We start from the raw sequence: 16,106 nt of genomic DNA, 5'->3' as shown, positions 1-16,106 counted from the left end.
CCTCGTGCCGGCAGGCGCGTGTGTGTAAAAACTGCCGGGCCCGGTAAAAGTTGCCGACATCGTGCCGCTGCGTGCCGCCTGCGCCCCGGCTCCGGTTGGCACAGCGTTTGAATGCCATGGGTGTACCCCTCCACCGCGAGGTGCCCCATGCACGCCTTTCTGCCGTGTCCGCCCCGCGTCGCGCCGATCCGCATGCCGCGGATCGGGCCGCCGGGCCTGACCGCTCCCTCCAAGCCGGTGGGCGATCCCGAATCGCTGCCGCCCGATCCCACGCCGCCGCAGCCTTACGAGCCGACCGATCCGGTGCATGCTCCGCGGCCGCGCGAACCGGACCTGCCCGCCATCGATCCGCACGATCCGGGCATGCCGATGCCGCGCATCGGCGAACCCGGTCTGCCGCTGCACTGCTGGCTGAACTGAACGAAAAAAGTTGGCGTGCGCTGCAAGTTTTTCGCGGCGCACGGGCGCGTCTTTCCGTCCCACAGGAGTTCCCGATGAGCACTCGATACGACGACGACTATTCCCCGCGCAACCGCCAGCGCATGGCCGAAGAACGCGACGAGCGGCGCGACCCCTACGAGTCGCAACGCCAGGTGCGCACCTACGGGGACGACAACCGGTTCGCCGCCGAGCATCCGTGGCAGGCGGCCCATCCGCGCCGCTGGCAGGAAGGCGGGCAGCAACAGCCGCGCTGGAACGAGGAGCCGTCCCGCTACGGCGGCGGCTACCGTGGTGACGAGCTGTGGTCCTCGCAGCAGCAGCGTCCTCTCGGCGACGCGCGCTACGACCTGGACACCCGTGCCGAGCGCAATTTCGTCGAGGGCTACCAGAACGACGACAACCGCCATCGCGCGCACGGTTACGGCGCCAGCTACGGCGCGTGGCGCGGCCAGCGTGACTACGGCCGCGGTTATCCCGGCCAGAGCAACAGCGGCTACGACGCGGAACGCGCCTACGGCCAGGGGCGCTACCAGGACGACGCGCGCAGCAACGCCGCCCACGGGAGCTGGACGCAGGAGCACGACTACGAAGGTCCCCGGTACGGTGGGCGCCCGTACGCCCCCGGCGGCTACGGCAGCCAGCAGGGGCGCGCGGACACCTACGGTGGCGCCGGCTTCCGCCAGGAAGGCAAGCGTTACTGGTTCGACGAAGGCGACCAGCGCAACCAGTTCCGCGGCACCCGCCCGCGCGGCTACGAGCGCAGCGACGAACGCCTGCGCGAGCTGGTCTGCGAACGGCTCACCGACGCGGACATCGATGCCAGCGACATCGAGGTCAAGGTGAACCAGGGCGTGGTCACGCTCGAAGGCAGCGTGCGTGCGCGCTGGATGAAGCATCAGGCCGAGGACATCGTCGACGACTGCGGCGGAGTGAAGGACATCCAGAACCGCTTGCGCGTGGGCACCGGCACGAGCGCGAACGCCAACGTGCAGGGCACCACCGCCGCGCCGGCACCGGGCACCACCGCCACCGGCACGACGGGCACCTCGACTGCATCGGCAAGCATGGGAGGCTCGACCACCGGCGGCAGCAACCCGGGCGATCTCGGCGGACGCAGCAAGCACTGACACGCGGTCGCCTGTCTGCACAGCAGGCAGGCGCATACCGCACAACCGGATGCACGCCGTCGGTGTGCGTCGCGGCCGAGAACAACTCTTCGACGCAGCTTGCACTTCGCTTGCGGCATCGTCGGCGCTGTCCACGCTGACCTGCCATGCGGTGTCCACCGCGGCCGCTGTCGTGGACGCACAGACCGGCATCGACCGGCCGATTATTCCACGCGACAGCCAGGGGCCACGTGGCCCCCCCTTTCCGGTGAACCTGTGCCGACGATCGCTTCCATTCTCCTCGTAGACGATGACGCTCAATTCCTCGAAGTGGTAACCGATTTCGCCGAACAGAAGAACTGCTCCGTGACCGGCGCCCCGAGCCTGGCGCATGCTCTCAAGCTCACCGCGCAACAGCATTTCGATCTGTTGCTGCTGGACCTGTCGCTGCCCGACGGCAACGGGTTGGACCTGATCGGCCACCTGGACCAGCGCCAGACCGCGCAGGTGGTGGTGGTGACCGGGCATCCCACGGTGGAGACGGCGGTGCGTTCGCTGCAGCTGCCCGTCATGGACTACCTGATCAAGCCGATCGAGGGCGACGAGCTGCGCCGCCTGATCGACCAGGCGATCGCGGCCGCACGCCTGCGTGCCGACTCGGATGCCACGCGCGAGAGCTGCGGCGGGCTGATCGGCTCCAGCGCGGTGATGCAGCGCCTGTTCGAGAAGATCCGGCGGGTCGCGCCACTGGACGTGACCGTGCTGATCCACGGCGAAAGCGGCACCGGCAAGGAGCTGGCCGCACGCGCACTGCACGAGTTCAGCGGACGCAGCGGGCGCTTCGTCGCGGTCAACTGCGGCGCCATCGCACCCGACCTGCTGACCAGCCAGCTGTTCGGCCACGAGCGCGGCAGCTTCACCGGCGCGATCCGGGACCATGCGGGCTTCTTCGAGCAGGCGCAGGGCGGCACGCTGTTCCTGGACGAATGCACCGAAATGCCGCTGCACCTGCAGACGCACCTGCTGCGCGTGCTGGAGGAGCGCGACGTGACCCGCCTGGGCGCGAGCGCCAGCAAGCCGGTCGACGTGCGGGTGATCGCCGCCACCAACCGCGACCCGCTGCAGGCCGTGCGCGACGGGGTGCTGCGCGCCGACCTCTACTATCGGCTGATGGATTTTCCGCTCGCCATGCCGCCGCTGCGCGAGCATGCCAGCGACATCCCGCTGCTGGCGCAGCACTTCCTGGACCGGCTCAACGAGCGCTACGGCACCAAGCGCCGCTTCGCCCCCGATGCGATGCGCCGGCTGCTCACCTACGACTGGCCCGGCAACGCGCGCGAGCTCAAGCACGCGGTGCAGCGCGCCTGGGTGATGTCGGGCGACGAACTGGACATGAAGATCGCGCAGCCGCCGCAGTATCCGCTGCACCAGGCGCACGATCACGGGACGATGCCGTTCCGCATCGGCATGACCATCGAAGAGATGGAGAAACAGATGCTGCTGCGCACGCTCGCCCATTTCGACAACGACAAGACGCGCACGGCCGAGGCGTTGGGGGTCAGCCTCAAGACGATCTACAACAAGCTGTCGCGTTACCAGCACGAAGACCGCGAATGAACGTACGGCCTCCCCATTCCGCCATCACGCCGATTCCCCTGCCGCTGCCGACCACGCTGCACGCGCTGGAAGCCTCCTCCGCGGAACAGGCGATCACCCGGCTGCTGCAACACGTGAGCCTGCAATGGCAGGCCGAAGTGTGCCTGCTGGTCGCACCGCACCGGCCCAGCGGCCAGGGCCGCTACTGCTGGCCGCTGCCGCCGCCACCCGCCTCGCGGCGGTACGCGCGCGAGCTCGCCGGCCAGCTCGCCGCCCGCGCGCTGCGGTCGGCGCAGACCGTGGAGCGCACCGAGGCGCGCGAGCGACGCGGCCACGGCCGGCTGCGCGCGATCGCCCTGCCCTGTCGGCGCGCCCGGCGTCCGGCGGCCTCGCTCGGATTGGCGCTGTACCGCCCGCGCATGCTCGGCAGCGAGGAGCGCACGGCGCTGGCCCACATCGGCGCCTGGCTGGCGGTGCTGCTGCAGCGCGAGCGGCGCGAAGCCGAGGCGCCGGCCTGGCAGAACGATCCCGCGCCGGTGGTCGATGCGATCAACAACGCGCTCAACGTGATGGTGATGCGTACCGACCTCGCCGCGATGATGCTCGAACGCGAGGAGCGCCAGGGCGTGCTGGACCTGCTCGACCAGATCGGCCACGGCTGCATGCGCTGCGCGGAGCTGGCGCGCGGCCTGCTGCGCGAGGGCGGCTCGCTGCATCGCGTGCGCTCGCTCAACTGAAGCGAGCTCGACACCCGCGGACAAGGCCACTCATTTCCGGCGAGGCCGGCAAACGTCGATTCGTGCTGCACGCCGCCGTCACTGCGCCTAGCAGTGGAGAGCGGCAAGTTTTCCATGCGGCTTCGCAATTTTGCCGCGACCGCTTTCGAGCAGCCATGACAGTCCCCTGCCTGGCGGCGACGTTGCCCGCGTCACGGCGGCGTTCGGCGCACGCTCGAGCTGGCATGGATGTTGCGATCGCACGGCAGCCGCCGCGCAACGCGGCGCGCCGTCGAGCCCCCACTGCTCGACGTCCCCCGAACGGAAGAAGAGAGCACCGACATGTCCAGCAAGAATCCAGGCAGCGGTACCAGCAAACGAGGCTTCGCCAGCATGGACGAGGAGCGCCAGCGCGAGATCGCCAGCGAAGGCGGCCGCGCCGCCCATGCCAGCGGCCATGCCCATCAGTTCACGTCCGAGGAAGCGCGCCGCGCCGGCCAGAAGGGCGGCGAGGCCGTGAGCGCCAACCGCGAGCACATGGCCGCGATCGGCCGCAAGGGCGGCGAGGCCAGCCATGGCCGGCGCAGCGGCGAGGAAGGCACCCGCGGCGGCAGCAGCGCACAACACGCCAAGGCCGGCCGCCAGAGCCACAAGAGCGAGGAAGACGACTGACAAGGCAGCGTCCACGTCGCGCAAACGCCATTCACCCAAGAGGAAATCGCCATGACACCGAGACGCGTCACCCTGGCGCTCGGCTTTCTGCTGCTGGCCGGCACCGCCGGCAGTTCGTTCGCGCAGAGCAGCGCCTCCTCCGCCGGCAGCAGCATGAGCCATCACGGCAGCAGCATGCGAGGCGGGGAACACGATGCGATGTTCATGCGTCACGCCGCGGCCGACGGCCTGGCCGAGGTGCAGCTCGGCCGCATCGCGCTGGACAAGGCATCGTCCGACCAGGTCAAGCAGCTGGCCCAGCGCATCGTCGACGACCACACCAAGGCCAATGACCGGCTGATGAGCATCGCCGCGCGCAAGCAGGTGACCCTGCCGACCGAGCCGATGCCTGCGCAGAAGAAGGAAGCCGCCCGCCTGCAGGCGATGAGCGGCAGCGCCTTCGACCGCGCCTATGCGCAATCCATGGTCAGGGACCACCGCAAGGCGATCAAGATGTTCGGCATGGAAAGCCAGAACGCCAGCGACCCCGACCTCAAGCAGTTCGCCAGCAGCACGCTGCCGGTGCTCAAGCAGCATCTGCAGATGGCCGAGCAGGCCGCCGGCGGCAGCAGCAGCATGCGCCACGGCACGCCGATGGATCGCAGCGGCTCGATGAACATGCCTGCGTCGGGCAGCAGCACGCGCTGATCCGGCGAGCCGACCGTGAACGCGACCGCCCACCAGCCTTGCGCCCATCCGGGGTGTCGCTGCAGCGTGCCGGTGGGCGACAGCTATTGCTCGGACCATTGCCGGCAGGCGGGCGACACGCCCTCCGCCGGCCCGTGCGGATGCGGTCACACGCCCTGCCAGCCGCCGCCGCCCGGCGGCGGCACGCCCGCCTGAGCGCAGTCGTTACGCGACCGGCCGCCGTTGCGCCAGCCAGGACTGGAGGTCCGCCAGCACCTCGCGGCGCGCGGGCTCGGCTTCGTTGAACAGCTCGTGGCAGAGCGCGTCGTACACCCGCACCGTGAGGTGGCCGCCGGGTCGCGCCGCTTCGGCGAAGGCGAGGCTGCCGCGCGGATCCACCAGCCGGTCGGCACCGGCGACCAGCAGCAGCGTCGGCACCGCCAGCGCGGCCGCGTGGCGGATGCAGTACGGCCCGCTTTCGAAGATGAAGCGCGCCAGGCGCGGGGTGATCCAGCCCGAACGCAACGGATCGTGGCGGTACGCCACGACCACGTCCGGGTCGTGCGACAGCGCCCGGAACGGGAGGCCGCTGCGCAATGGCAGACCGGGCAGCACGCGCGCGAGGCGTGTGGCCAGCGACTGCTGCCAGCCCGGCACCCAGGTCCGTAGCGCGGGCGACGACAACACCAGGGCGCGCACCGCGACGCGGCCTTCCAGCACGGCACGCAGAGCCACGGTGCCGCCCATGCTGTGCCCGAGCAGCAACGGCGGCGCGCCGAGCGCGGCGACGTAGTCCGCCAGTACGGCGGCCAGGTCCCCGAGCAGTTCGAGCGGATGCGCCAGGGCGCCGCGGCGCCCGGGCGAGCGGCCGTGTCCCGCCTGGTCGTAGCTGCGCACGGCGTAACCGCGGGCGTTCAGCCAGGCCGCCAGCGGCGCGTAGCGCGCGCCGTGCTCGCCCAGCCCGTGCACGATCAGCACGCCTTCGCGCGCCGTGGCGCCGGGCCAGTCGTGCAACTGCAGCCAGCGCCCGTCCGGCAGGGCCAGGGTGGTATCCAGCGGATCCGGCGCCGGATCCCGGCTGCGCATGCTCGCGTCCATCGGCGTACCGTAGCCGGATCCGGGCAGGCCGAACAGGCGCTCGACGTTCCGCCCATTCGCCCCTATATCATCGAATCCCGCGCCTGCTTCCGCGGAGCCGCCATGCCGCTCGAACATTTCCACCCCGCCGTTGCGCGTTGGTTCCAGCGCAGCTTTTCCGCGCCCACCGCGGCGCAGGCCGGCGCGTGGCCGAATATCCACGCCGGCCGGCACACGCTGGTGGCCGCGCCGACCGGCTCGGGCAAGACGCTGACCGCCTTCCTCGCCGCGATCGACGCGCTGGTGCGCGAGGGCGTGACCGCCGGCGGGGCGCTGCCCGACGAGACGCGCGTGGTCTACGTCTCGCCGCTGAAGGCCTTGTCCAACGACATCCACATCAACCTGGAGGCGCCGCTGGAGGGCATCCGCGCGGAACTGGAGGCGCTGGGCCTGCCGGACGTGGCGATCCGCACCGCCGTGCGCACCGGCGACACGCCGCAGGCCGAGCGCGCGCTGATGCGCAAGCTCGCCCCGCACATCCTGGTGACCACGCCCGAGTCGCTCTACGTGCTGCTGGGCTCGGTCTCCGGACGCGAGATGCTCCGGAGCACGCGTGCGGTGATCGTCGACGAGATCCACGCGCTGGCCAACTCCAAGCGCGGCACGCACCTGGCGTTGTCGCTGGAGCGGCTGGAGTCGCTGTGCCAGCGGCCGCTGCAGCGCATCGGCCTGTCGGCGACGCAGAAGCCGATCGAGGAAGTCGCGCGCTTCCTCGCCGGAGCACGGAACCAGGCTCTTTCTCCCGGCGAGGACGCTTCGACTGGATCGAAACGGCGCGAAGCGCCACGGTCGCTTCCTCTCCGTTCCGGGGAGAGGACGGAGGTGAAGGGTCAATCTTGCGTCGAGCTCCCACCAGACCTGCCCGCAAGCCTCTTCCCCTCATGCGACCCTTCGGGCCATCTTCTCCCCGGAGGGGGGATGGATCCGACGCGCTGCGCGATCGTCGACGTGGGCCACACCCGCCCGCGCGACCTCGCCATCGAAGTCCCGCCCGTCCCGCTCGAAGCGGTGATGTCCAACGACAGCTGGGACACCGTCTACGACCGCCTCGCCCAGCTCGCCCGCGAGCACCGCACCACGCTGGTGTTCGTCAACACCCGCCGCATGGCCGAGCGCGCCGCGCGGCATCTGGCCGAGCGGCTGGGCAAGGAGGCGGTGGCTGCCCACCACGGCAGCCTGGCGAAGGAACTGCGGCTGGATGCCGAGCAGCGCCTCAAGCGCGGCGAGCTCAAGCTGCTGGTCGCCACGGCCTCGCTGGAGCTGGGCATCGACATCGGCGACGTGGACCTGGTCTGCCAGCTCGCCTCGCCGCGCTCGATCGCCGCCTTCCTGCAGCGCGCCGGCCGCTCCGGCCACGCCGTGCACGGCACGCCCAAGGCACGCCTGTTCCCGACCAGCCGCGACGACCTGGTGGAATGCGCAGCGCTGCTCGACTGCGTACGTCGGGGCGAGCTGGACGCGCTGGTGCAGCCGCGCGAGCCGCTGGACGTGCTGGCCCAGCAGATCGTCGCGGAAGTCGCCTGCCAGGAATGGGACGAGGATGCGCTGTACGCGCTGGTGCGCGGGGCGCATCCGTACCGCGACCTGCCGCGCGAGCGCTTCGATGCCGTCGTGCGCATGCTCGCCGAAGGTTTCAGCACGCGCCGCGGCGCCCGCGCGGCCTACATCCACCGCGATGCCGTGCATCGCAAGCTGCGCGCCCGCCGCAACGCACGGCTGACCGCCGTCACCTCCGGCGGCACCATTCCCGACACCGCTGATTACCTGGTCGTGCTGGAGCCGCAGAACACCATCGTGGGCTCCGTCAACGAGGACTTCGCGGTGGAGAGCCTGGCCGGCGACGTGTTCCAGCTTGGCAACACCAGCTACCGCATCCTGCGCGTGGAGCGCGACCGCCTGCGCGTGGAGGACGCCCACGGCGCGCCGCCGAGCATCCCGTTCTGGCTGGGCGAGGCGCCGGGGCGCAGCGACGAGCTGTCCGCGGGCGTCTCGCGCCTGCGCGAGGAGATCGGCGCGCTGCTCGACGCCGGCGGCGTGGCGGCCGGGGTGCAGTGGCTGCGGGCGGTGCTGTCGATGGGCGAGGCCGCCGCGTTGCAGCTGGCGGACTACCTGCATCGCGCCAAGGCCGCGCTGGGCGTGCTGCCCACCCAGCGCACGATCGTGTTCGAGCGCTTCTTCGACGAATCGGGCGGCACCCAGCTGGTGATCCACACGCCCTTCGGCAGCCGCATCAACCGCGCCTGGGGGCTGGCGCTGCGCAAGCGCTTCTGCCGCCAGTTCAACTTCGAGCTGCAGGCGGCGGCGACCGAGGACGCGATCGTGCTGTCGCTCTCGACCAGCCACAGCTTCCCGCTGGAGGAGGTCGCGCGCTACCTGCACTCGAACAGTGCCGAGCACGTGCTGGTGCAGGCGCTGCTGGACGCCCCGCTGTTCCCCGCGCGCTGGCGCTGGAACGCGGTCACCGCACTGGCGCTGCCGCGCTACACCGGCGGCAAGAAGACCCCGCCGCAGATCCAGCGCATGAAGAGCGAGGACCTGCTCGCCACCGTCTTTCCCGACCAGGTCGCCTGCCTGGAGAACATCGTCGGCGAACGGCAGATTCCCGACCACCCGCTGGTCGAGCAGACCCTGCACGACTGCCTGCGCGAGGCGATGGACGTGGACGGTTTGCTGCGCATCTTGCGCGGCCTGGAAGCCGGCGCGATCGCGGTGGTCGCGCGCGACCTCACCGGGCCCAGCCCGCTCGCCTCGGAAGTGCTCTCGGCCGCGCCCTACGCCTACCTGGACGACGCGCCGCTGGAGGAGCGACGTACGCAGGCGGTGCAGAACCGGCGCTGGAGCGCCGAGGACGCCGACGACCTGGGCCGGCTCGACGCGGAGGCGATCGCCGCCGTGCGCGAGGAAGCCTGGCCGCAGGTGCGCAGCACCGACGAGATGCACGAGGCGCTGACGTTGCTGGGCTTCGTGACGGGCCGGGAAGTGGAGGCCAACACCGGCTGGCAGGAACGCCTGGAGGCGCTCGCCCGGCAGCACCGCGCGACGCGTCTAGCCTTTGCGCCCTCTCCCCCCCGGGGCGAGGGCCGGGCCGAGGGGCCGCGCTTGCGCGGAACTTCCGGGGAACAGACTGCAGGCGACTTCTGCGCGGGCCCAGGCCCCTCATCCGACCCCTCCGGGGCCACCTTTCCCCCGGAGGGAAGAAAGATCGCAGGTGTATGGGTCGCGGCGGAAATCCTGCCGCTGTGGCAAGCCATCCACGCGGACGCCACGCGGCACCCGCCGATCAGCGCTCCGCCCGACTACGCCGCCCAGACCTGGACCCGCGACGACGCCCTGCTGGAGCTGGTCCGTCGTCGCCTCGGCGGGCTGGGACCCGTCACCGTGGACACGCTCGCCGCCTCGCTTGCCGTCGATCCGGCGGAGGTCGAGCCCGCCCTGCTGCGCCTGCAATCGGAAGGCTACGTGATGCAGGGCCGCTTCACGCCGGAGGCGCCCGGGCCGGAATGGTGCGAGCGCCACCTGCTCGCGCGCATCCACCGCTACACCATCGGCCGGCTGCGCCGCGAGATCGAGCCGGTCAGCCGGCGCGACCTGCTGCGCTTCTTCGCCGACTGGCAGCACCTCACTCCCGACACCCGCATGGAAGGCCCGGACGGTTTGATCGCCGCGCTGCACCAGCTGGAAGGCTACGAGGCTGCCGCCGGCGCCTGGGAGAGCGAACTGCTGCCGGCACGCGTGGGCGACTACGCCAGCCGCTGGCTGGACGAACTGTGCCGCGCCGGCCGTTTCGGCTGGAGCCGCCTGCGCGCCGGCGGCGGCAGCAGCGGGCCGGTGCGCGCCACGCCGATCGTGCTGCTGCCGCGGCGGCAGATGGCCATCTGGACGTCCATCGCCGGGAACGAGCAGCCGCAGGAGAGCCTGCTTTCCTCGCGTGCCCAGGCCGTCGCCGACGCACTCGCCGGACACGGCGCGCTGTTCTTCGACGAGCTGCTCGACGCCACCCGCCTGCTGCGCACCGAGCTGGAGAACGCGCTGGGCGAACTGGTCGCCGCCGGGCGCGTCAGCGCCGACAGCTTCGCCGGCCTGCGCGCGCTGCTGCTGCCGGCGGCCAAGCGCGACTCGCGTCCCCACCGGCGCGCACGCCGGCACGCGCTGAGCGAGATCGAGGATGCCGGGCGCTGGTCGCTGGCGCGGCCGGCCAGGAACGCCGAGGAGGATGCCGACCGCGTCGAGCACGTGGCGCGCGTCCTGCTTCGCCGCTACGGCGTGGTGTTCTGGAAGCTGCTCGAGCGCGAGGCGCCATGGTTGCCCTCATGGCGCGAACTGCTGCGCGTGTACCACCGGCTGGAGGCGCGCGGCGAGATCCGCGGCGGCCGCTTCGTGGAAGGCCTGGTGGGCGAGCAGTTCGCGCTGCCCGAGGCGATCGGCGCGCTGCGCGCGGTACGCCAGCGGCCGCCGTCGCAGCAGCTGGTGTGCGTGAGCGGCAGCGACCCGCTCAACCTGGTCGGCACCGTGCTGGCCGGCGACAGGCTGCCCGCCCTGGCCGGCACCCGCGTGCTGTACGAGGACGGCGTGCCGGTGGCCGCGCTGGTCGCCAACAAGCCGCAGTTCCTGCAGGAAGCCGACGGCGCGACGCAGCAACGCTGGCGCCACGCGCTGCTGCGCCGGGCCGGCAGCGAACCGCAAGGTATCGGGCTGGCCATCTAGCGCATTGCAGGCCACGCCCGCATGCGGCTCAGTCGCTTAAGTCGGCGATGTGGACCAGCAGGCCCTCGTGCACGCGGAACTCGCTGCGGCCGTTCAACGCGAGCACCTGGCCCGCCCGTGCGCCGTTGGGCAGGTCCTGCGCGAACACGCCCTCGAAGGCGATGCCCACGTGCGCCACGCCGTCCCTCTCCGCATAGCGGGTCACCGTCTGGCGCCGCCGCGCGAACAGCGGCAGCGTGCTCTGCGCCAGCCGGCGGAATTCCTCGATGCCCTGCGTGCGCACGGTGGTCACGCCCGCGGTGACGTTCTCGAACGTGACCTGCGGGTGCAGCGTGGCCAGCATGCCCTCCACGTCGAGGCGGTTGTAGGCGTCGAGGTAGCGGTCGATCAGTGCGCGCATGGGCTTCATCGGCGGTGGTGGCGCCGGGAGCATAGCAAGATCGTGCCGCAAGGCCGGGCCCCGCGCGTGTGCGGCCGCCCTTCACCGGGAACGCGGCGCGCCGCGCGTCCGTCGGCCGCGCTATTTCACGTTGTCGGTCTGCTCGATGAACCGAGCCACGTTGTCGTGCAACGCCTTCAGCGACTGCTCGTGCGCGTAGACCATGTGCCCGGAGGGGTACCAGGCGTAGGAGATGTTCTTCTGCAGCGAGGCCGGGATCGGCAGGTGGTGCATCTCGTAGTCGGCGGCGAAGTACGGCGTGGCCAGGTCGTAGTAGCCGCCGTTGAGGAACACCTTGAGGTCCGGGTTGGTCTTCATCGCGGTGGCCAGGTCGGGCATCACGTTGACCGACTGCTGCAGTGCCTCGCCATGCGAACCGGGCGCCTTGTGCGCGAAATCCCAGTGATCGATGTCGGCGAACAGGCGGTACTGCAGGCCGTTGCCGAACTTGAGCTGGCGCCGCACGTAGTCGTTGAAGGCGGCCACGTAGGCCGAGCTGATCGCCGAGGACTGCGGGTCGTACTGCGAATCCTTGCTCAGCGGGTCGAGCGACGGCCCGGAGAAACGGCTGTCGAGGCGTCCGGTGGTGAGGTCGCCGTCGGCCTGCAGCTCGTGCTCGAACATGCCGCCGGTCACGCGCAGGTCGGCCTTGACCAGGTAGTCGACCGGCAGGCCCGTGAACTGGTGCAGCTTCTCGGCCACTGCGCGCTTGCGTGCATCGTCCAGGCGCGAGCCCTGCATCAGCGCGTTGGCGTAGTCGCCCAGCGCGTATTGCTCCACCTCGCGCAGGAACGGCTCCAGCGCGGCGGGCTGCTGCGGAAGCTTGTGGTGGTAGTACGCCGTGGCGGCGAAGGTGGGCAAGGCCAGCGCATAGGGCAGGTCCACGCCCGGGTTGAGCTCGGGGCCATCGATGCTGGTGTCGAAGCTGAGGATCTGCGACAGCAGGATCACGCCGTTGAGGTCCACGCTGTCGTCGTTCTGCAGGATATTCGCCAGCACCGCCGAGCGGGTGGTGCCGTAGCTCTCGCCGAACAGGTACTTGGGCGAGTTCCAGCGGCCGTACCTGGAAAGGAACTGGGTGATGAACTGCGCAAACGCGTGACCGTCGCCGTCGACGCCGAAGACCGCCTTCTTGCGCGCCTTCATCTGTTCCTCGCGCTTGCCCTTGTCGGTCTCGTCGGCGATCAGGCGCGAGAAGCCCGCACCGGGCGCGTCGATGAACACCAGGTCCGAGGCGTCCAGCAGGCTGTAGTCGTTGTTGACCAGCCGGTAGGGCGCCGCCGGCGTGTGGTGGTCGTCGCTGGTCACCACGCGCCGGGGGCCGAACGCGCCCATGTGCAACCACACGGTGGCCGAGCCGGGTCCACCGTTGTAGATGAAGGTGATCGGCCGGCGCGCCGGATCCGCGCCCTGCTTGAAGTAGGCGGCGTAGAACATGCTCACGGTCGGCTCGTCGGCCTTGTCTCCGTGCTCATGCAGCACCAGCGTGCCGGCCACCGCCTTGTAGTCGATGCGCCGGCCTTCGACCGCCACGCTGCCGGTGGTTTCCGAGCTGCGCGGCTGGGTCAGCGCGGCATCGGGATGGTCGGCCGGGTGCGCGTCCTTGTCCGCGGCGATCGCAGTGGTGCCGAGCAGCAGGGCGGTCAGGGCCGCGGCGAGAGGGAGCTTGCGCATGGACGAACCTCGCTGGACACACGGACAAGCGCCCAGCATAGGCGGTCGCCGGCGCCAGCCGATACCCGCCGGAAGTCATGCCGCGCTAGCCGCGCGCCAGCAATGCGATGGCCGCCAGCGCCAGCGCCAAGCCAGCCTGGTTCATGCGCGACAGGCGCTCGCGGAACAGCCCGAGTCCCGCCAGTGTGCCGAGTGCGATCACGCCCAGGTTCATGCCGGCGAACACCAGCGCCGGGCGGCCCAGCAAGGCCTGGTGCGCGCGCAGGTAGAACAGGATGTTGGCGAAGTTGAACAGACCCAGCGCCAGCCCCGCCGCCAGGCTGCGCGCGCTCAGGCGCGCCTGAGCGCACGTGAGGCGCCAGCCCTGCAGCAGCACGGACACCACCAGCGCCAGCGCGAACATCGCCAGCAGCGCCGTGCCCAGCGGCACGCCGGTCTGCACCACCCGCTTGAATAGCACGTCGATCACGCCGAAGCCGACGAACACCAGGGCGGGAAAGCCCCAGCGCACCCGGTTGGGCGTCGCCATCGGTGCCCTCGCGCCGGACGCCGGTCGCGCCAGGAGCGCGGCCAGCGCGGCGAAGCCCAGCGCCATGCCGGCAGCCTTCGCCACGCTCGGCAGCTCGCCGAAGAGCACGAAGGCGGCCAGCAGCGAGATCAGCAGCGAGAGCCGCTGCGCCACTTCGGTGCGCACAATGCCGGCGTGGCGCACCGACCCGGCCAGCGCCAGGAAGATGGTCGGCAGCAATATGCCCAGGCCGAGCAATGGCGGCCAGGCCGCGGGCGTCGCCCGCAGCGCGGCCAGCTCCGGCCGGAACGCCAGCAGGCTGCACGCACAGGCCACCAGGTAGTTCCAAGCGATCGCCTGGCCGACGTCGACCTGGAGCCGGCGGACGAGCCGCAGCAGCACCGACACCAGCACGCTGCAGGTCGCGGCGATCAGCAGATCGCTCATGCCCGGCGCCGCGTGCCGTTGCTCCCCGGCTCGCCGGCCCGGGGGAGGTGCGCGAAGCGCTCGCGGTAGCGTGCCGGGCTGACCCCGACCACGCGCCGGAAATGGTGGCGCAGGCTGTCGGCGCGGCCGTAGCCGCAGCGGTCGGCGATCTGCTCGACGCTCAGCCGGCTGCCTTCGAGCAGTTCGCGGGCGCGGCCCAGGCGTTCCTCGATCAGCCATTGCCGTGGCGAGCGACCGGTGGCGGCCTCGAAGCGGCGCAGCAGGGTGCGCTCGCTGGTGCGCGCACGCGCCGCCAGCTCCGCCAGGGGCTGCGGGCGGTCCAGGTGGCGGCGCATCCACTCCAGCAAGGTGCCCAGCGGCTCGCCCTGCGTTGGCAGCGGCGAGGGAATGAACTGGGCCTGGCCGCCGTCGCGGTGCGCGGGCACCACGGCGCGCCGCGCCACCTCGTTGGCCACCCGCGGGCCGTGATCGCGCCGGATCAGGTGCAGGGAAAGATCCAGCGCCGCGGCACTGCCGGCCGAGGTGAGCACGTCGCCCTCGTCGACGTAGAGCACGTCGGGCTCCACCCGGATGCGCGGGAAGCGGGCCGCCAGTGCGGGCGCGTAGCGCCAGTGGGTCGTGGCGCGCCGGCCGTCGAGCAGTCCGGCGGCGGCCAACACGAACACGCCGGAGCAGAACGAGAGCAGGCGCGCGCCACGCGCATGCGCCGCCTGCAAGGCCTCGAGCAGGGCCGGTGGCGGCGATGCCTCCACGTCGCGCCAGCCCGGCACGATGACCGTGCCGGCCGTGCGGACCTGCGCCAGGCCGCCTTCGGCCTGCACGCGCAGGCCGCCGGCCGCGCGCAGTGGTCCGCGCTCGACCGCGCAGACGCGGAACCGGTACCAGTCCGGCAGTTCCGGGCGCGGCAGGCCAAACATCTCTACCGCGATGCCGAACTCGAACGTGCACAGGCCATCGTAGGCCAGTACGGCGACGCGGCGATTGCGTGGCGGCCCGATCGGGCGTGGCGGCTTTTTCATGATGCCTGGCATTCTCGCCAATGGTCCGATCCGCCGCCAGTGCCCAGACTGTCGCCATCACCTCACACGGAGCCGCCAGCATGAGCGTCGTCAGCCAGATCCCCGCCGCCCCCGGTCCCGAGGCGCAGGCGCATTTCCAGCGCCGGCTCGGATTCGAGACCGACTGCGCCGACGTGTGGTATGCCAGCCACCACGAAACCAGGGACTTCGTGCTGCTCGACGTGCGCACGCCCACGCTGTTCGCCGCCGGCCACGTGCCCGGCGCGCTCAACATGCCGGTGCGCACGATCGGCGAGCAACGCCTGGCCGACTATCCGCCGGAAACGCTGTTCGTGGTCTACTGCGCCGGGCCGCACTGCAACGGGGCGAACAAGGCCGCGCTCAAGCTCGCCCGACTCGGCCGGCCGGTGAAGGAGATGATCGGGGGCCTCACCGGGTGGCTGGACGAAGGCTTCGGGCTCGAACGCGGCTGAGGGCGATGGACGCCCCTGCGACGGTGCGCCGCGCGCGCGGCGCCGACGTGCCGCGGCTGGTGCCGCTCATCGTCGAACATGCCGCGTTCGAGGACTTGCCGCACCGGCTCGCCGGGCGCGCCGAGGCGCTGGCGGCGGCCCTGGAGGCGACGCCGCCGCGGCTGCATGCCTGGCTTGCCGAATGCGCCTGCGACGCCATCGGCTATGCGACGGCCAGCATCGACTTCTCCACCCTGGACGCCGCGCCCTACCTGCACATGGACTGCCTGTTCATGCGCGAGAGCTGGCGCGGCCGCTCGATCGGCCTGCATCTGTGGCAAACCGTGCGGGCGTTCGCCGAAGGCTGCGGCTGCGCGGCGGTGCAGTGGCAGACGCCGGAGTGGAACGAAGCGGCCGCGCGGTTCTACCTGCGCCTGGGCGCGCGGGAGCGGCGCAAGCGCCGCTACGCGTTCGCGCTCGAAGCGGCCGCTGCCGGCGGCGCCTGATCGGCTGTTGGCGCGACCGCCCC

At 71.4% G+C, this 16,106-nt stretch carries 14 protein-coding genes; 9 read left to right on the top strand and 5 right to left on the bottom strand.

Annotation, left to right across the window (positions count from 1 at the left end):
- The first annotated feature begins 147 nt into the window (after positions 1 to 147).
- The 6 genes from WAT24_RS00940 to WAT24_RS00915 all read left to right on the top strand — a co-directional run bounded on the left by WAT24_RS00940 (position 148) and on the right by WAT24_RS00915 (position 5,218).
- Complete coding sequence (locus WAT24_RS00940; RefSeq protein WP_336805932.1) at positions 148 to 420, top strand: hypothetical protein; 273 nt, start codon at positions 148 to 150, stop codon at positions 418 to 420.
- A gap of 74 nt (positions 421 to 494) precedes the next feature.
- On the top strand, positions 495 to 1,568 hold the full coding sequence (locus tag WAT24_RS00935; RefSeq protein ID WP_336805931.1) for a BON domain-containing protein: 1,074 nt from the start codon (positions 495 to 497) through the stop codon (positions 1,566 to 1,568).
- Positions 1,569 to 1,823: 255 nt separating this feature from the next.
- Complete coding sequence (locus WAT24_RS00930; protein WP_336805930.1) at positions 1,824 to 3,164, top strand: sigma-54-dependent transcriptional regulator; 1,341 nt, start codon at positions 1,824 to 1,826, stop codon at positions 3,162 to 3,164.
- Entirely contained in the window at positions 3,161 to 3,880 is a 720-nt protein-coding gene (locus WAT24_RS00925; protein WP_336805929.1) for a hypothetical protein, read from the top strand. Before WAT24_RS00930 ends, WAT24_RS00925 begins: the two co-directional genes overlap by 4 nt.
- Before the next feature lie 321 nt (positions 3,881 to 4,201).
- Positions 4,202 to 4,531: a KGG domain-containing protein gene (locus WAT24_RS00920; RefSeq protein WP_336805928.1), complete on the top strand. Its 330-nt coding sequence runs from the start codon at positions 4,202 to 4,204 to the stop codon at positions 4,529 to 4,531.
- A gap of 51 nt (positions 4,532 to 4,582) precedes the next feature.
- Positions 4,583 to 5,218: a DUF4142 domain-containing protein gene (locus WAT24_RS00915; RefSeq protein ID WP_336805927.1), complete on the top strand. Its 636-nt coding sequence runs from the start codon at positions 4,583 to 4,585 to the stop codon at positions 5,216 to 5,218.
- Positions 5,219 to 5,422: 204 nt separating this feature from the next.
- Here WAT24_RS00915 and WAT24_RS00910 read toward each other — a convergent pair whose 3' ends face one another.
- Complete coding sequence (locus tag WAT24_RS00910; protein ID WP_336805926.1) at positions 5,423 to 6,283, bottom strand: alpha/beta hydrolase; 861 nt, start codon at positions 6,281 to 6,283, stop codon at positions 5,423 to 5,425.
- Between the two features lie 114 nt (positions 6,284 to 6,397).
- On the opposite strand from WAT24_RS00910, the gene WAT24_RS00905 reads away from it, so the two are divergent.
- Entirely contained in the window at positions 6,398 to 11,038 is a 4,641-nt protein-coding gene (locus tag WAT24_RS00905; protein ID WP_336805925.1) for a DEAD/DEAH box helicase, read from the top strand.
- Positions 11,039 to 11,066: 28 nt separating this feature from the next.
- On the opposite strand, the gene WAT24_RS00900 is transcribed toward WAT24_RS00905, so the two are convergent.
- From WAT24_RS00900 to ftrA, 4 genes are all read right to left on the bottom strand, one after another.
- Positions 11,067 to 11,438 carry a nuclear transport factor 2 family protein gene (locus WAT24_RS00900; protein ID WP_336805924.1) on the bottom strand — a complete coding sequence of 124 codons (372 nt, stop codon included), beginning with the start codon at positions 11,436 to 11,438 and terminating at the stop codon, positions 11,067 to 11,069.
- 120 nt (positions 11,439 to 11,558) lie between these two features.
- Positions 11,559 to 13,151: a S10 family peptidase gene (locus WAT24_RS00895; protein ID WP_336805923.1), complete on the bottom strand. Its 1,593-nt coding sequence runs from the start codon at positions 13,149 to 13,151 to the stop codon at positions 11,559 to 11,561.
- Positions 13,152 to 13,236: 85 nt separating this feature from the next.
- A complete protein-coding gene (locus WAT24_RS00890) occupies positions 13,237 to 14,106 on the bottom strand; it encodes an EamA family transporter (RefSeq protein WP_336805922.1) in 870 nt (289 codons plus the stop codon).
- Positions 14,103 to 15,125, bottom strand: coding sequence for a transcriptional regulator FtrA (ftrA, locus tag WAT24_RS00885; RefSeq protein ID WP_336805921.1), 1,023 nt, complete (start codon positions 15,123 to 15,125; stop codon positions 14,103 to 14,105). Before ftrA ends, WAT24_RS00890 begins: the two co-directional genes overlap by 4 nt.
- Before the next feature lie 80 nt (positions 15,126 to 15,205).
- On the opposite strand from ftrA, the gene WAT24_RS00880 reads away from it, so the two are divergent.
- A complete protein-coding gene (locus WAT24_RS00880; RefSeq protein ID WP_336805920.1) occupies positions 15,206 to 15,598 on the top strand; it encodes a rhodanese-like domain-containing protein in 393 nt (130 codons plus the stop codon).
- A 5-nt stretch (positions 15,599 to 15,603) separates the two neighbouring features.
- Positions 15,604 to 16,083 (top strand): GNAT family N-acetyltransferase, encoded by a 480-nt coding sequence (locus WAT24_RS00875; RefSeq protein ID WP_336805919.1) that lies wholly within the window; start codon positions 15,604 to 15,606, stop codon positions 16,081 to 16,083.
- The last annotated feature ends 23 nt before the right edge of the window (positions 16,084 to 16,106 follow it).

This window comes from Fulvimonas yonginensis, assembly GCF_037137055.1.
GTDB classification, from domain to species: Bacteria; Pseudomonadota; Gammaproteobacteria; order Xanthomonadales; family Rhodanobacteraceae; genus Frateuria_A; species Frateuria_A yonginensis.
The sequence above is the reverse complement of the archived record's forward strand: the minus strand, read 5'-3'. Positions and strand labels throughout refer to the sequence as shown.